13 protein-coding genes are annotated in these 14,417 nt (G+C 69.0%); all 13 read right to left on the reverse strand.

All coding sequences use genetic code 11. The annotated features are described in order from the left end of the window. Positions 1–5: 5 nt before the first annotated feature. The 13 genes from mihF to NS2_RS20095 all read right to left on the reverse strand — a co-directional run bounded on the left by mihF (position 6) and on the right by NS2_RS20095 (position 13,861). Complete coding sequence (gene mihF / locus NS2_RS20035) at positions 6–329, reverse strand: integration host factor, actinobacterial type (protein WP_033086940.1); 324 nt, start codon at positions 327–329, stop codon at positions 6–8. 624 nt (positions 330–953) lie between these two features. Further along, positions 954–1,382 (reverse strand): VOC family protein, encoded by a 429-nt coding sequence (locus tag NS2_RS20040; RefSeq protein WP_033086939.1) that lies wholly within the window; start codon positions 1,380–1,382, stop codon positions 954–956. Positions 1,383–1,465: 83 nt separating this feature from the next. Further along, positions 1,466–2,095 (reverse strand): LysE family translocator, encoded by a 630-nt coding sequence (locus tag NS2_RS20045; protein WP_033086938.1) that lies wholly within the window; start codon positions 2,093–2,095, stop codon positions 1,466–1,468. A gap of 52 nt (positions 2,096–2,147) precedes the next feature. Then, positions 2,148–2,999 carry a patatin-like phospholipase family protein gene (locus NS2_RS20050; RefSeq protein WP_081985781.1) on the reverse strand — a complete coding sequence of 284 codons (852 nt, stop codon included), beginning with the start codon at positions 2,997–2,999 and terminating at the stop codon, positions 2,148–2,150. Positions 3,000–3,100: 101 nt separating this feature from the next. Beyond that, complete coding sequence (pyrF, locus tag NS2_RS20055; protein ID WP_033086937.1) at positions 3,101–3,925, reverse strand: orotidine-5'-phosphate decarboxylase; 825 nt, start codon at positions 3,923–3,925, stop codon at positions 3,101–3,103. 20 nt (positions 3,926–3,945) lie between these two features. Further along, the gene (carB, locus tag NS2_RS20060) at positions 3,946–7,251 is read right to left on the reverse strand and encodes a carbamoyl-phosphate synthase large subunit (RefSeq protein ID WP_147207245.1); all 3,306 of its coding nucleotides are present in this window, start codon (positions 7,249–7,251) and stop codon (positions 3,946–3,948) included. Next, positions 7,251–8,369: a glutamine-hydrolyzing carbamoyl-phosphate synthase small subunit gene (carA, locus tag NS2_RS20065; RefSeq protein WP_033086935.1), complete on the reverse strand. Its 1,119-nt coding sequence runs from the start codon at positions 8,367–8,369 to the stop codon at positions 7,251–7,253. The genes carB and carA overlap by 1 nt, the downstream gene beginning before the upstream one ends. Next, complete coding sequence (locus tag NS2_RS20070) at positions 8,366–8,863, reverse strand: PH-like domain-containing protein (protein ID WP_033086934.1); 498 nt, start codon at positions 8,861–8,863, stop codon at positions 8,366–8,368. The genes carA and NS2_RS20070 overlap by 4 nt, the downstream gene beginning before the upstream one ends. Before the next feature lie 28 nt (positions 8,864–8,891). Further along, positions 8,892–10,184 carry a dihydroorotase gene (locus NS2_RS20075; protein WP_033086933.1) on the reverse strand — a complete coding sequence of 431 codons (1,293 nt, stop codon included), beginning with the start codon at positions 10,182–10,184 and terminating at the stop codon, positions 8,892–8,894. Between the two features lie 70 nt (positions 10,185–10,254). Next, a complete protein-coding gene (locus NS2_RS20080) occupies positions 10,255–11,220 on the reverse strand; it encodes an aspartate carbamoyltransferase catalytic subunit (RefSeq protein ID WP_033086932.1) in 966 nt (321 codons plus the stop codon). Then, positions 11,217–11,855, reverse strand: coding sequence for a bifunctional pyr operon transcriptional regulator/uracil phosphoribosyltransferase PyrR (pyrR, locus tag NS2_RS20085; RefSeq protein ID WP_033086931.1), 639 nt, complete (start codon positions 11,853–11,855; stop codon positions 11,217–11,219). Before pyrR ends, NS2_RS20080 begins: the two co-directional genes overlap by 4 nt. 269 nt (positions 11,856–12,124) lie before the next feature. Beyond that, positions 12,125–13,333, reverse strand: a complete 1,209-nt coding sequence (locus NS2_RS20090) for a helix-turn-helix domain-containing protein (RefSeq protein WP_033086930.1) — start codon at positions 13,331–13,333, stop codon at positions 12,125–12,127. A gap of 75 nt (positions 13,334–13,408) precedes the next feature. Continuing rightward, entirely contained in the window at positions 13,409–13,861 is a 453-nt protein-coding gene (locus NS2_RS20095) for a DUF1214 domain-containing protein (RefSeq protein WP_052086203.1), read from the reverse strand. Positions 13,862–14,417 lie beyond the last annotated feature (556 nt).

A 14,417-nucleotide genomic window follows, 5' to 3' on the forward strand; every position in this document is an offset into this window, starting at 1 on the left:
TCGGATTATTCGGCGCTGAAGTCGAACCGGGCCAGCAGCGCCTTACGCTGCCGGTCACCCAGTCCACGCAGGCGGCGAGTGGGAGCGATCTCCAGTTCGCTCATGATTTCGGCCGCCTTGACCTTGCCAACCTTCGGCAGCGCCTCGAGCAGAGCCGAAACCTTCATCTTGCCGAGAACTTCGTCCTTCTCGGCATCGGCAAGGACCGTCTTCAGATCGGTGCCACCACGCTTCAAGCGCTCCTTGAGCTCCGCCCGAGCGCGGCGAGCGGCAGCCGCCTTCTCCAAAGCAGCGGCGCGCTGCTCGTCAGTCAGCTGGGGAAGGGCCACGGTTCCTCCGTCTCATCGTTCATTGCTTGATCTACCTCCAGTAACCCGGTGGTCTCAGCGACCGTACCCACGACGCTTGCCGATTGCGAACCCACCCCCCAGGTCAGCGCGTGATTCGGCACGCGACCGGGCCGGACGGGCGGGCGCGCGGGCCGGGTCCGACCGGCCGCCGCGACACCGCCGGAGCGGCTGCGAATGTCCTTGCAGCCAGGGCTTTTTCGGATTCTTGACGGGGCCGCCGGAGGGTCGGACTGGCCCCGGATGAAACCGTGACCGAGCTGTAATCTCGCGACCTGGATTTTTCTTCGATTTCTCGGCGTGTCGTTCGAATCCGTACCGCGTGTCGCGTATCACCGAGGGTGGTCGCGGCTGCGGTGAAGCACACATTTCCGGCATGGTTCCGGCGCAGGTCGGAGGCGGTGCAAGGGCCCGGATCACCGACAGGACGGCCTGTTTCGGCCCCTGAGGCGAACGCTCGCGGGCGAAACCGGGGCCGCGCGACCATCCCCGCCGGTCGCCGGAGGACGGCCGCGAGACGCCCGATCAGGACAAGCGTTCGATCCGGGAACCACGCGGCCGGGTACCGGGCAGCGATCTTGTTCGCGGCAAGCGAACACGCGCGGGTCAGTCGTCGTGCCGGCAGAACTCGATGAGGGTGCCCTCGGGCGCGCGCAGGTGGGCGACGCGCATGCCCCAGGCGGGTTGATCGGCGGGGTCGGCGACGATCTGCGCGCCGCGCTCGCGCGCGACCGCGACGGCCTTGTCGACATCGGCGACGCGCAGCACCACGACCACGCCGTCGATGCCGTCGCGGGGGCGGTGTTCGGCCCCGATCGCCGCGTCCTGGTAGGCGCGGGTGAACAGAGCGAGATCGTGGCCGTCGAGGCTGAAGCAGGCGTAGGGGCCCGCCTCGGATTCCGGGACGTCGCCGGGGGTTTCGTGCTTCAGCGGCAGGCCGAGCACATCGCGATAGAAGCGATAGCTGGGCGCGAAATCGTCCACCAGGACGCGGGTCTGGGCGTAGGAGACGAGGCCGAGGGCGGCGTCGGACATGAGAAATCCCACCTTTCTACCGAGCGGTCGGGTTCAGCGTAGTGCTCGGCGAAGGGCGGCGATTCAAGCGCTTCGACGTGGAATCAGTTGCTCTCCATGGCGATTCGCAGCCCCAGCCCGACCATGAAGGTGCCCATGGCGGCATCGAGAATGCGGCGCACCCGGCGGCGGGTGAACCACTGCCGCAGCGCGCCGACCCCGAAGGCCAGCGTCACGAACCAGCACAGATTGGCCGCCGTGCACACCACGGCCAGTTCGAGGGTGCCCAGCGCGGAGGGGTCGGCGGGCAGGAACTGCGGCACCAGTGCGATGAAGAACACCGCGCACTTGGGGTTGAGCAGGTTCGTCAGCAGCCCCTGCCGCAACGCCACCAGGGTGCCGCGCCCGTTCACCGCCGCCTCCGGATCCGGCCGATAGTCGCCGCGACGGGCGGCCAGCAACGCGCGAATGCCGATGTAAGCCAGATAGATCGCACCGACCAGCTTCACGACCGTGTACGCCTTGGCCGACGCCGCCAGCAGCCCGGCCACACCCACCGCGGTGATCAACGCCCACACGAACACCCCGACCGCGATCCCACCGGCGCTCGCCACCCCGGCCCGGCGACCAGACACCACCGAATTCCGAAGCACGATAAGGAAATCCGGCCCGGGCGACATGGAGCCGAGAATGATCACCCCGGCCAGCGTGAGAATTTCGGTGATCGACAGCACTCGGCCAGCCTACGCGGGCCGCCCGACACCCCTCCGGCGCGCGCGGGATCGGTCACGCGCTCGGCCAGATCTCCTTGATGTCCGGGGCCGCCTCCGCGCCTTGTCGGTAGCCCGCTTCGTAGGCCGGTTCGAGGGCCGTGACACTGAACAGGTCCGGGCCGAAGGCCGCGATCGCGCCCGGGTCGGGGACGATGAAAGTCGTTGCCGCGCCGCCCAGGTCGCGGTCGGAGGGGCTGTGCGGGAACAGGTGGGCGAGGGGTTCGATGATCAGCATGCGTTCGGCGCCCGCGGCCAGGTCGGCGTTGATCGGTGAGCGCATGCCGCCGTCGAAGTAGTGGGTGCCGTCGATGGGGATGGGTGGGAAGACGCCGGGGACCGAGGTGCTCGAGGCCAGGGCCTCGGGCAGGGGGGCCTTGCCGTCGGGGGTCCACACCTGGAGTTCGCCGGTAGTGACGCTGATGGCGGTGATCCGCAGGTCGCGCTGCGGCCAGTCGGCGTGGCCGACGAATCCGCCGATGCGGGCGATGTGGTCGGCCGGATCGCCGAGGTTCATCTCGAGAGCGCGAGCGCCGGCGCGGCGGCGGGCCTCGTTGGGATCGAGCCCGGGGGTGGACAGCAGGCCGAAGATCTCGCCGAAACTGTTCGGGTCGAACTTGATCGGCGGGAGGTCCGCGGAGTCCGCCGCGGGCCGCCGCAGCAGCAGGCTCGGATCGATGTCGGCGGCGAGGACCGCCCCGACCACCGCTCCGGCGGAGGTGCCGACGATGCGTTCGGCCAGGGCCGGGTCGATGCCGCCGGCGCGCAGGCCGATGACCACGCCCGCCATCCAGCTCAGGCCGACCGCGCCACCCCCTCCGAGAACGAGCGCATGACGAATTCGGTTGGGCGGCATCGCGGCAGGCATACCGCCACTGTAGCCACGCCGACCGGGAACCGGAGACGCTTACTCCGAAAAGACTCGCGGTACCGGAGCAGGTCCGGTGCCGCGAGTCGGTCTTCGGTGGATCAGCTCTGCAGGAAGGCGAATTCGTCGGCCAGTTCGGCCACCCGCTGTTGCAGTGCGGCGACCGTGGGGCCGGACTTGAGGACCTCGCGCGAGACGTTCGGCAGCACCGCGCCGAGGTCGCTCGCCGGGACGAGCTTGCGGATGGAGTCCGCTCCCCCGCCCTGCGCGCCGACACCCGGCATGAGGATGGGCCCGTTGAGCTTGCTCAGGTCCGGCGCGGAGTCCAGGGTCGCGCCGATCACCACGCCGACGGATCCGAATTCGGTTCCGGCATTGGCGGCCGCGGCGTCGTCGACCATGCGCTGGGCGATGGTGCGGCCGTCGGGGCCGGTGATGTTCTGCAACTCCACCGCCTCCGGATTGGAGGTGGCGGCCAGCACGAACACACCCCGGTCATTGGCCTTGGCGAGCTCCAGAGCCGGTGTGAGGGAACCGAATCCGAGGTACGGGGAGACGGTGACCGCGTCGGTGCCGAGCGGGCCGTCGCCGAGCCAGGCGTGGGCGTAGGCGTCCATGGTGGAGCCGATATCGCCGCGCTTGGCATCGGCCAGCACCATGGTGCCCGCCTCGCGCAGCGCGGCAATCGTCTCCTCCAGCACCACGATTCCGGCCGAACCGTAGGTTTCGAAGAACGCCACCTGCGGCTTGACCAGTGCCACCCGGCCCGCGAAGGCTTCGACGCAGGCGTCGGCGAACCTGGCCACACCCGCGGCGTCCTCGGTCAGACCCCAGGCCCGCAGCAGCGGCGGATGCGGGTCGATGCCCACGCACAGCGGGCCGCGCTCGCGCATCGACTCCCGCAGCCGCACACCGAATGTCGTCATCCGCGCAGCGCCGGAGGCGCTCATCCGCGCAGCGCCGCGTGCAGTTCCTGCAGGGACCGCACGCCGATGCCGCCGCGAATGGTGGCCTCGATGCCCTGCACGGCCGCGGCCGCGCCCTGCACGGTGGTGATGCACGGGATGTTCGCGCCGACCGCGGCGGTGCGGATCTCGTAGCCGTCCACGCGCGGGCCGTTGTTGCCGTACGGGGTGTTGAACACGATGTCGACGTCGCCGTCCTTGATCATGTCCACGATGCTGGCCTGATCGGTGGCGTCGTCGGAGTGCTTGCGCACCCGATCGCACGGGATGCCGTTGCGGCGCAGCATTTCCGCGGTGCCCTCGGTGGCGAGGATGCGGAAGCCCAGGTCGTGCAGGCGCTTGACCGGGAACACCATGGCCCGCTTGTCGCGGTTGGCGATGGACACGAAGGCGGTGCCCTCGGTCGGCAGCGAACCGTAGGCGGCGGACTGCGACTTGGCGAAGGCGGTGCCGAAGTCGGCATCGATGCCCATGACCTCGCCGGTGGATTTCATCTCCGGGGAGAGCAGCGAATCCACGCCGGTGCCGTCGGGGCGGCGGAAGCGGTGGAAGGGCAGGACCGCTTCCTTGACCGCGACCGGCGCGTCGATCGGCGCGTAGCCGCCGTCGCCCTCGGCCGGGAGCAGGCCCTCCTTGCGGAGTTCGGCGATGGTGGCGCCCAACGCGATTCGCGCCGCGGCCTTCGCAAGGGGGACCGCGGTGGCCTTGGACACGAACGGCACGGTGCGGCTGGCGCGCGGGTTGGCCTCGAGGACGTAGAGCACGTCGTCCTTGAGCGCGTACTGCACGTTGAGCAGGCCCTTGACGCCGATGCCCTTGGCGAGCGCGGCGGTGGAGCGGCGCACGGCCTCGATATCGCTGCGGCCCAGGGTGATCGGCGGGAGCGCGCACGCGGAGTCACCGGAGTGGATACCGGCCTCCTCGATGTGCTCCATGACGCCGCCCAGGTAAACCTCTTCGCCGTCGCACAGGGCGTCGACGTCGATCTCGATGGCGTCCTCCAGGAACCGGTCGACCAGCACCGGGTGGTCCGGGGTGATCTCGGTGGCGCGGGAGATGTAGTCCTCGAGCGAGGTCTCGTCGTAGACGATCTCCATGCCGCGCCCGCCCAGCACGTAGGACGGGCGCACCAGCACCGGGTAGCCGATCTCGTTGGCGATCTTCTTGGCCTGCGGGAAGGTGGTGGCGGTGCCGTACTTCGGGGCCGGAAGACCAGCCGCCACAAGGACCTCGCCGAATTCGCCGCGGTCCTCGGCCAGGTCGATGGCCGCCGCCGAGGTGCCGACGACCGGCACACCGGCGTCGGTGAGACGCTGGGCAAGGCTCAGCGGGGTCTGGCCGCCGAGCTGGCAGATGACGCCGGCGACGGTGCCGGACTCGGTTTCGGCGTGGTACACCTCGAGCACGTCCTCGAAGGTGAGCGGCTCGAAGTAGAGGCGGTCGGCGGTGTCGTAGTCGGTCGACACGGTCTCGGGGTTGCAGTTGACCATGATGGTCTCGAACCCGGCGTCCGAAAGCGTCTGCGCCGCGTGCACACACGAGTAGTCGAACTCGATGCCCTGGCCGATGCGGTTCGGGCCCGAACCCAGGATGATGACCTTCTCGCGTTCGCGCTGCGGCGCGACTTCGGATTCCGCCGCGGGATCCAGCTCGTAGGCCGAGTAGTGGTACGGGGTCTTGGCCTCGAACTCCGCGGCGCAGGTGTCGACGGTCTTGAACACCGGGCGGATGCCGAGGCGGTGGCGCAGTTCGCGCACGCCGCCCTCACCGGCGAGTTCCGGTCGCAGCGCGGCGATCTGGCGGTCCGACAGGCCGTAGTGCTTGGCCGTGCGCAGCAGCGGCTCGTCCAGCACGGGCGCGTCGAGGACCTCCTGGCGCAGCTCCACCAGGCCCGCGACCTCGGCCACGAACCACGGGTCGATGCCGGAGGCGGCGGCCACGTCCTCGATGCTCGCACCCAGGCGCAGCGCGCGCTCCACCTGGTAGATGCGGCCCTCGGTCGGCACCTTGAGGTCATCCAGGATGGCCTGCACGTCGGTCCACTCGCCGTCGGGCTGGGTCCAGAAGCTCGCGGCCTTGGTCTCTAGCGAGCGCAGCACCTTGCCCAGCGCCTCGGAGAAGTTGCGGCCCATGGACATTGCCTCGCCGACCGACTTCATGGTGGTGGTCAGCGTCGGGTCGGCACCGGGGAACTTCTCGAACGCGAAGCGCGGGGCCTTCACGACCACGTAGTCCAGGGTCGGCTCGAAGCAGGCCGGGGTCTCGCCGGTGATGTCGTTGAGGATCTCGTCGAGGGTGTAGCCGATGGCCAGCTTGGCGGCGATCTTGGCGATCGGGAAACCCGTTGCCTTGGAAGCCAATGCCGACGAGCGCGACACGCGCGGGTTCATCTCGATGACGATGAGGCGGCCGTCGCGCGGGTCCACCGCGAACTGGATATTGCAGCCGCCGGTGTCGACGCCGACCTCGCGCAGGATGGCGATGCCCAGATCGCGCATCTTCTGGTATTCGCGGTCGGTGAGGGTCATGGCCGGGGCGACGGTGACCGAGTCACCGGTGTGCACGCCCATCGGGTCCACGTTCTCGATCGAGCAGACGATGACGACATTGTCCTTGCCGTCGCGCATGAGCTCGAGCTCGAATTCCTTCCAGCCCAGGATGGATTCCTCGATGAGCACGTTCGCGGTGGGCGAGGCGGCCAGGCCGCCGCCGGCGATGCGATCGAGGTCCTCGTCGTTGTAGGCCATGCCCGAGCCCAGGCCGCCCATGGTGAACGACGGGCGTACGACCACCGGGAAGCCCAGTTCGGCAACGGTTTCGCGGACCTCGGCCATGGTGTAGCAGACCTTGGAGCGCGCCGACTCGCCGCCGACCTTGGCGACGATGTCCTTGAACTTCTGGCGGTCCTCACCGCGCTGGATGGCCTCGAAGTCCGCGCCGATCAGCTCGACGTCGTACTTCTCGAGAATGCCGTTCTCGTGCAGGGCGACAGCGCAATTGAGCGCGGTCTGACCGCCCAGGGTCGCGAGAATGGCGTCGGGGCGCTCCTTGGCGATGACCTTCTCGACGAATTCCCAGGTGATCGGTTCGACATAGGTGGAGTCGGCGAACTCGGGGTCGGTCATGATGGTCGCCGGGTTGGAGTTCACCAGCGACACGCGCAGGCCCTCCGACCGCAGGACGCGACACGCCTGGGTTCCCGAGTAGTCGAACTCGCAAGCCTGGCCGATGACGATCGGTCCGGAGCCGATCACCAGGATGCGGTTGAGGTCGGTGCGGCGTGGCATCAGGCTCCTTCCATCAGCATGGCGAAACGGTCGAACAGGTAGGCGGCGTCGTGGGGGCCCGCCGCGGCCTCGGGGTGGTACTGCACGGAGAAGGCGCGGCCGCTCACCAGCTGAACACCTTCGACGACACCGTCGTTGGCGCAGACGTGGGAGACCTCGGCCTTGCCGAAGGGGGTGTCGAACACCTCGCCGCGCTCGCCCTCGAGGGCGAAGCCGTGGTTCTGGGCGGTGATCGAGATCCGGCCCGAATGGTGTTCCACCACCGGCACATTGATGCCGCGGTGGCCGAACTTCATCTTGTAGGTGTTGCGCCCGAAGGCGCGGCCCAGGATCTGGTTGCCGAAGCAGATGCCGAACAGCGGGATGTCCTCGCCCAGCACCTGCTGGGTCAGGGCCACCATGGCGTCCTGGGTGGCCGGGTCGCCCGGGCCGTTGGACAGGAACACACCGTTGGGGTTGAGTTCCTTGATCTGGTCGAAGGTGACGTTGGACGGCACCACGTGCACCCGCATGCCGCGCTGGGCGAACATGCGCGGGGTGTTGGACTTGATGCCCAGGTCCACCGCGACCACGGTGAAGCGGTGCTCGCCGACCGGGTCGACGGTGTACATCTCATCGGTGGAGACCTCACCGGCCAGGTCCGCGCCCAGCATGGACTGCTGGCCGTTGACCCGGGCCAGCATGTCCTCGTAGTCGGCCAGGGCCGCGCCGGAGAAGATGCCCGCCTTCATGGAACCGCGAGTCCGCAGGTGCCGCACCAGGGCCCGGGTGTCGATGCCCGCGATGCCGACGACGTTCTGGTTCTCCAGCTCGGACTGCAGCGTGCGGTTGGAACGCCAGTTGGATGCGCGGCGCGAAGGGTCGCGCACGGCGTAACCGGCCACCCAGATCTTGGCGGACTCGTCGTCCTCGTCGTTCCAGCCGGTGTTGCCGATCTGGGGCGCGGTGGCCACCACGATCTGGCGGTCGTAGCTGGGGTCGGTCAGGGTCTCCTGGTAGCCGGTCATGGCGGTGCAGAACACCGCCTCGCCCAAGGTCTCTCCGACAGCGCCGAAGGTCGTCCCGCGGAACACGCGGCCGTCCTCGAGCACCATCACTGCGGTATCGCCGCTGCTCATGCCTCGTCTCCCGTCTTCGTCGCTCCGGTCCATGCCGGGTAAACGCCCTTGTCATCGCCGCGGAAACCGGTATCCACCTCGGTCCCGGTCGGCAATGTCCAGCGAATCACCAGCACACCGTCTTCCGTCATTACCTTGCCCGCGTGCCCGCGCTCGGCGCGCACCGCGGTAATGGATTCCTGGGGAATCCAGATCGTCGCCGCGCCATCCCGCTCCAGGAGGATGCCGCGTTCGAATCGGGTCAGTTCCGCGGTGGCGCGGAAACCCAGGTCGCCCACCGTGATTCGCTGAATCCAGCTGGGGGCGAGGGTGCTGCCGAGGTAGAGACCAGTGGTGGGCTCGAGCAGCTGCGCGCCGCAGTCGGCGGGCACCGGCGGCAGTTCACCGATCGCGCCGGCCTGCTTCTTGGCCCGCCCGGTCCAGGCCCAGTACATGAGCCCCAGGCACAGCACGAACAGCACCAGCAAAACCAGTACCTGCAGCGTGCGCTCCATACGATCCTCCTCGGTTCCCCACCCGCCGCTAACCGGCGACGATCTTGCCGTCCCGGACGGTGGCCTTGCCGCGCAGGAAGGTGGCGGTCACCTTCGCGGGCAGGGTCATCGCCTGGTAGGGCGTGTTGCGGGCGATCGAGGCGAGTTCCTTCGCCTCCACCGTCCATTCGGCGGCCGGGTCGATCAGCACCAGGTTGGCGGGTTCGCCGACCGCGAGCGGGCGGCCCTGATCGTCCAGGCCCACGATCTTGGCCGGGTTCTCGCTCATGACGGCCGCGACACCGCGCCAGTCGAGCAGGCCCGTGTTGACCATGGTCTCCACGATGATCGACAGCGCCGTCTCCAGACCCAGCATGCCGGGACGCGCGGCCGCGAACTCGCAGCACTTGTCCTGGTCGGCATGCGGGGCGTGATCGGTGGCGACGCAGTCGATGACGCCCTCGGCGAGGGCCTGGCGCAGCGCGGCCACGTCGGAGGCTTCGCGCAGCGGCGGGTTGACCCGGTTGACCGCGTCGTAGGTCTCCAGGCGCGAGTCATCCAGGAGCAGGTGGTGCGGGGTGACCTCGGCGGTGATCGAAATGCCCTGCGCCTTGGCCCATTTCAGCAGTTCGACGGTGCCCGCGGTGGAGGCGTGGCAGATGTGCACGCGCGCACCGGCATCGCGGGCCAGCAGCGCGTCGCGGGCCACGATGGACTCCTCGGCCGCGCGCGGCCATCCGGCCAGGCCCAGGCGCGCGGCGGTCGGACCCTCGTGCGCCACAGCGCCCTTGGTCAGGCGCGGCTCCTCCGCGTGCTGGGCGATGAGCACGCCCAGGGAGTTCGCGTACTCCAGCGCGCGGCGCATGATCAGCGGGTCGTAGACGCACATGCCGTCGTCGGAGAACATGCGCACCGCGCCGAGTCCGGCTGCCATGGTGCCCATTTCGGCGAGCTGCTTGCCCTCGAGGCCGACGGTGACCGCACCCACCGGGTACACGTCGACCAGGCCGACCTCCTGGCCGCGCTTCCACACGTGGTCGGTGATGACCGCATTGTCGGCGACCGGGCTGGTGTTGGCCATCGCGAACACGGCCGTGTAGCCGCCCAGAGCCGCTGCGGCGGAACCGGTTTCGATGGTCTCGGTGTCCTCGGGGCCCGGCTCGCGCAGATGCGTGTGCAAGTCGATGAAGCCCGGCAGCAGGAACTGGCCGGTGCCGTCGATGATCTCGGCATCCGCGGCGCTCAGGCCCGAACCGATCTCACGGATCTCGCCATCAGCGAGCAGCACGTCGACCGCTTCACCCTCGCCGTACAGACGGACATTCTTGATCAGGACGCTCACGCTGTCTCCTTTACGCGCGATCGGGGGCCCTCCGTGGTTATGCAGGCGGCCGCCTCCGGGCCTGACCCGATCACGCGACCACCTCGTCGGTTCCGACCAGCAGGCGGAACAGCACCGCCATGCGCATATGGACTCCGTTGTTGACCTGTTGCAGCACAGCCGCTTTCGGGGAGTCGGCCACGGTGAAACCGATCTCCATGCCACGCAGCATCGGGCCCGGATGCAGGACCACCGCATTGTCGTCGAGCATCCTCATGCGGCGCTCGTTGAGCCCGTAGCGGATCGAGTACTCGCGCGCCGACGGGAAGAAGCCGCCGTTCATGCGCTCGGCCTGCACGCGCAGCATCATGACCGCGTCCGCGCCCGGCAGCTCGGCATCCAGGGAATCCGAGATCCGCACCGGCCAGGCTTCCACACCGATCGGCAGCAGCGTGCGCGGCGCGACCAGCACCACCTCGGCACCGAGAGTGCTGAGCAGGAAGGCATTCGAGCGCGCGACCCGGCTGTGCAGGATGTCGCCGACCAGCACGACCCGCTTGCCTTCGAGGTCGCCGAGGCGCTGACGCAGGGTCAGCGCGTCCAGCAGCGCCTGGGTGGGGTGCTCGTGCATGCCGTCACCGGCATTGATGATGGCGGGCCCGGGACCGGCGTAACCGCTTGCGGCCTCGTCCATTTCGGCGAACCAGCGCGCGATCTGATGCGCCGCACCCGAGGCCGGGTGCCGCACGATGAGCGCGTCCGCGCCCGCCGCGTGCAGGGTCAGCGCGGTGTCGCGCAGCGACTCACCCTTGGAGACAGACGAACTCGACGCGCTCACATTGATGACGTCGGCGCTCATCCACTTGCCCGCGACCTCGAAGGAGACCCGGGTGCGGGTGGAGTTCTCGAAGAACACCGTCATGACGGTGCGCCCGCGCAGCGTCGGCAGCTTCTTGACCTCGCGGCCCAGCAGCGCCTGCTCGAAACGCTCGGCCTCGTCCAGCAATCCGGTGGCTGCGTCGCGGTCCAGGTCGGTGACCGACAGCAGGTGCTTCACTCGTGGTCACCTTCCTGACGCAGGTACACACCGTCGCGGCCGTCGTGCTCGCGCAGCAGCACCGAGATGTCCTCGGTGCGGGCGGTGGGGACGTTCTTGCCGACATAGTCGGCGCGGATGGGGAGTTCGCGATGACCGCGATCGATGAGGACGGCCAGCTGCACCGCGCGCGGGCGGCCCAGATCGCGCAGCCCGTCCAGCGCGGAGCGGACGGTGCGGCCGGAGAACAGCACATCGTCAACCAGCACCACCAGCGCGTCCTCGATCCCGCCCTCGGGCACCGAGGTGCGCTCGAGCGGACGATGCGGCTTGGAGCGCAGATCATCCCGGTACAGAGTGATGTCCAGGGAGCCGATCGCGGGGCGCACGCCGGAGAATTCCTCGATCCGGCCCGCCAGGCGATGGGCGAGAGTGGTTCCGCGCGTGGGGATACCGATCAGCACCACGCGGGCAACCTGGGGGTCGCCGGAGTCCAGAGCCGTCTTCTCGATGATCTGGTGCGCCATGCGCGCGATGGTCCGGCCGACATCCGAATCGGAAAGCAGCTCGCGTCCGGTCTGGACCCGCTCCGGGTCGTGCCGCTGCGAGAACTCACCAGCGCCCGACTTGGCCGCCCGGTCTTCGGGCACAGCCATGTCGACCTCCTTCCCCGCCTCACGGGACGGTCCGTTAAAGGATGTCTTTCGCCGAGGAACCCTACCAGCGTCCACAGGCGTCCTCGACCCCGCACCCCCCTCCGCAACCGGCCCGCGCCACCGCTCCCCCGACCGCCCCGACCAGCGGCAACCTGGCACACCCCGAACCACCGGCAAGTTCACAGCAATACACCTGCCCCGATCACTGTGGTGGGGTTCACGCCACCCGCCCGCGGCTCTTCCTCGTTCGGCAGACCGATTGGCCCGGATCAGGCCCGGGTGCCGCGCCAGCGCAGTACGTCCAGGGCCACCGCGGTGGCGACGCTGTTGTCGTGTAGCGGCTGTGGAAGCAGGCGGTCGGCCTGCGCCAGACGGCGCAGCACGGTGTTGCGGTGTGTGAACAGTCGCTGCGCGGCGCGCACGGCGTTGCATTGTTCCTCGACGAACACCGACACCGCGGCCCGCACTTCCTCGTCGGCGCCGGCCAGCTCGCCGAGCGTCTGCCGGACGAAGCGATCTGCGCCGTCGAGGTCCTCGGTGATCAGGGCGACCACGGCGACATCGCAGTAGGCGGCCACGCGCCGGTTCGATGCCATCCGGGCCAGCATGCGCTGGGTAGTGAGGGCGTCGAAATGGCTGCGCCGGAACCCCTCCGGCCCGCGCTCGGCCGCGCCGAGGTCCGGCGCGGCGGTCACGGCGGTCACGGCGGCCTCGGAGGCGACAGCGCCGGGCAGCCAGACCCATCGGGTTGCCGCCCCGGCCATCACGCTCAGGCAGCGCATCGGCCCGGCCGCCCAGCTCAGTGCTTCGACAACCGAATCCAGTTGCCCCGCAGCGGAATCCGGTGCCTCGCTCCAAACCACCGCGGCGGTGTGCACGCCGTCGAAGCGGTAGCCGAGGATCGCTTCGGCGTGGGATCGGACGATCGGCGCGCCGTCGAGCACCAGCGCGACCGTGGCACGCCGCTCGGCGTGGGTCCCCTCGGTCAACTCGGCGCGTTCGGCGCGCATCCGGTCGGCGACCGCGGAGACGGTCGCGTCGACGAACGCCGAGATCGATCGGGACGAAACCGCGAGCAGCTCACGCAGTTCCGCGGCGTCGGAGGTCAGTTCGAAGACGGTCGTCATCCACCGCTGCCAGGAAACCTCCTGCCCGACGCGGTAGGCGTCGAGCAGGGACTCGTTCAGGCCGCGCCGCACCAGATCCCGCACCACCGCCAGCGGCTCCTCGCCCAGATTCGCCGCGACCGGGACGCCCGGATCACGCACATTGGCGGCCGCCCAGTGCAGCAGATTGGCCCGGGTGGTCCGCCGGATCCCTTCCCACAGTACCGGATCCGCGGCGACCGGGCCCATGTTCGGTGCGTTCAGCACCGCCTTGTCCACCTCGTCGAACCATTCGCGGGGCGCGGCCAGCGAGATCTCCGCGCCGCGCCGGAACAACTCGCGCACCCGTTCCGACGGTCGATCCCAGCTCATGCGGCCACCGTGTCCATTCGTTCCGGAGCGACGGCGTGACCGGTGCCGCTACACCGGTCACGCCGTCACCGTTCATCAGGGAGCCGCAGTCACCGCCGGCGGGGTCCAGGTGCCGCCGATGATCTTGGTGTCGGGCCAGTAGAGGCGCTGCATCAGATTGAAGTCACCCGTCGCCGGACCGGGCAGCCAGTTGGATTCCTTTTCCGGGCCGGGGTTCTCGCGCTGAATGTAGATATCGAGCGACCCGTCGGGGTTCTTGCGCATCTGCTCGCCGCGCACCGCGAAGCGGTCGATCGGGTTGGCGACGAAGAAGCCCTTGTCGTTGTACATGGTCAGCGACCGGAACGCGTACACCGGCGGGATCTGGTCGGCGGCGAAGTGCAGCACGTAGTTCCGATCGGAATTCAGCATGGCGCCGGTGGCGTCGACGCGGGTATTGGGGTAGATCGCGTCCGCGGGCAGGTTCGCGCCGAGTCCGCCGTGGGCGACGATGGCGCGGCGGTCGTAGTCGGTGCCGTAGGTGCCCATGCCGGTGCGGGCGATGTTCCACCCGTTGACCGGCTTGCCGCCCAGATCGACCTCGATCTGCGACAGCGCCTTGGGCCAGGCGTCTTCCCAAGCCTTGCGGTCGGATTCCGACAGCGCGGCCAGGTCGAGTTTCTTCTCGGGTGTCCAGCCCGCCTTGGACAGCTCCGCGAGCAGGTCCTTGTCCTCCGCGCGCGGCTGATTGTGCGAGAGGCCCTCCCAACGGGTTGAGAACCACTGGAGCCGAACGTTTGCCGAGATTTCGCTAGAACCACATCAGCCTAAATCCGAGCAGGCCCGGCGCAGTGAATTTCAGACTGCGTTCCGAAGGAGCGCAATAACATCTGCGCTGCCAGCATATCGAACGAAGGTGGTGCATCCTGCACCCGCTTTGATACTCGATGGTGCACTCAGCACTGTTAGCTGATCAGTCGCCGGTCGGTGTGCGGCGGTCGAAGACCTGGGGGCGCGCGATGCGCAGTGCGGTGGCGATGGCGCCCAGCAGGACCGCGTCGTCGCCGAGTTCGCTGGGCCGGACGGTCGGACGCAGCGGGGTGGT

Origin of the sequence: Nocardia seriolae NBRC 15557 (genome assembly GCF_007990715.1) — a bacterium.
In the GTDB taxonomy this organism is placed as follows: Bacteria; Actinomycetota; Actinomycetes; order Mycobacteriales; family Mycobacteriaceae; genus Nocardia; species Nocardia seriolae.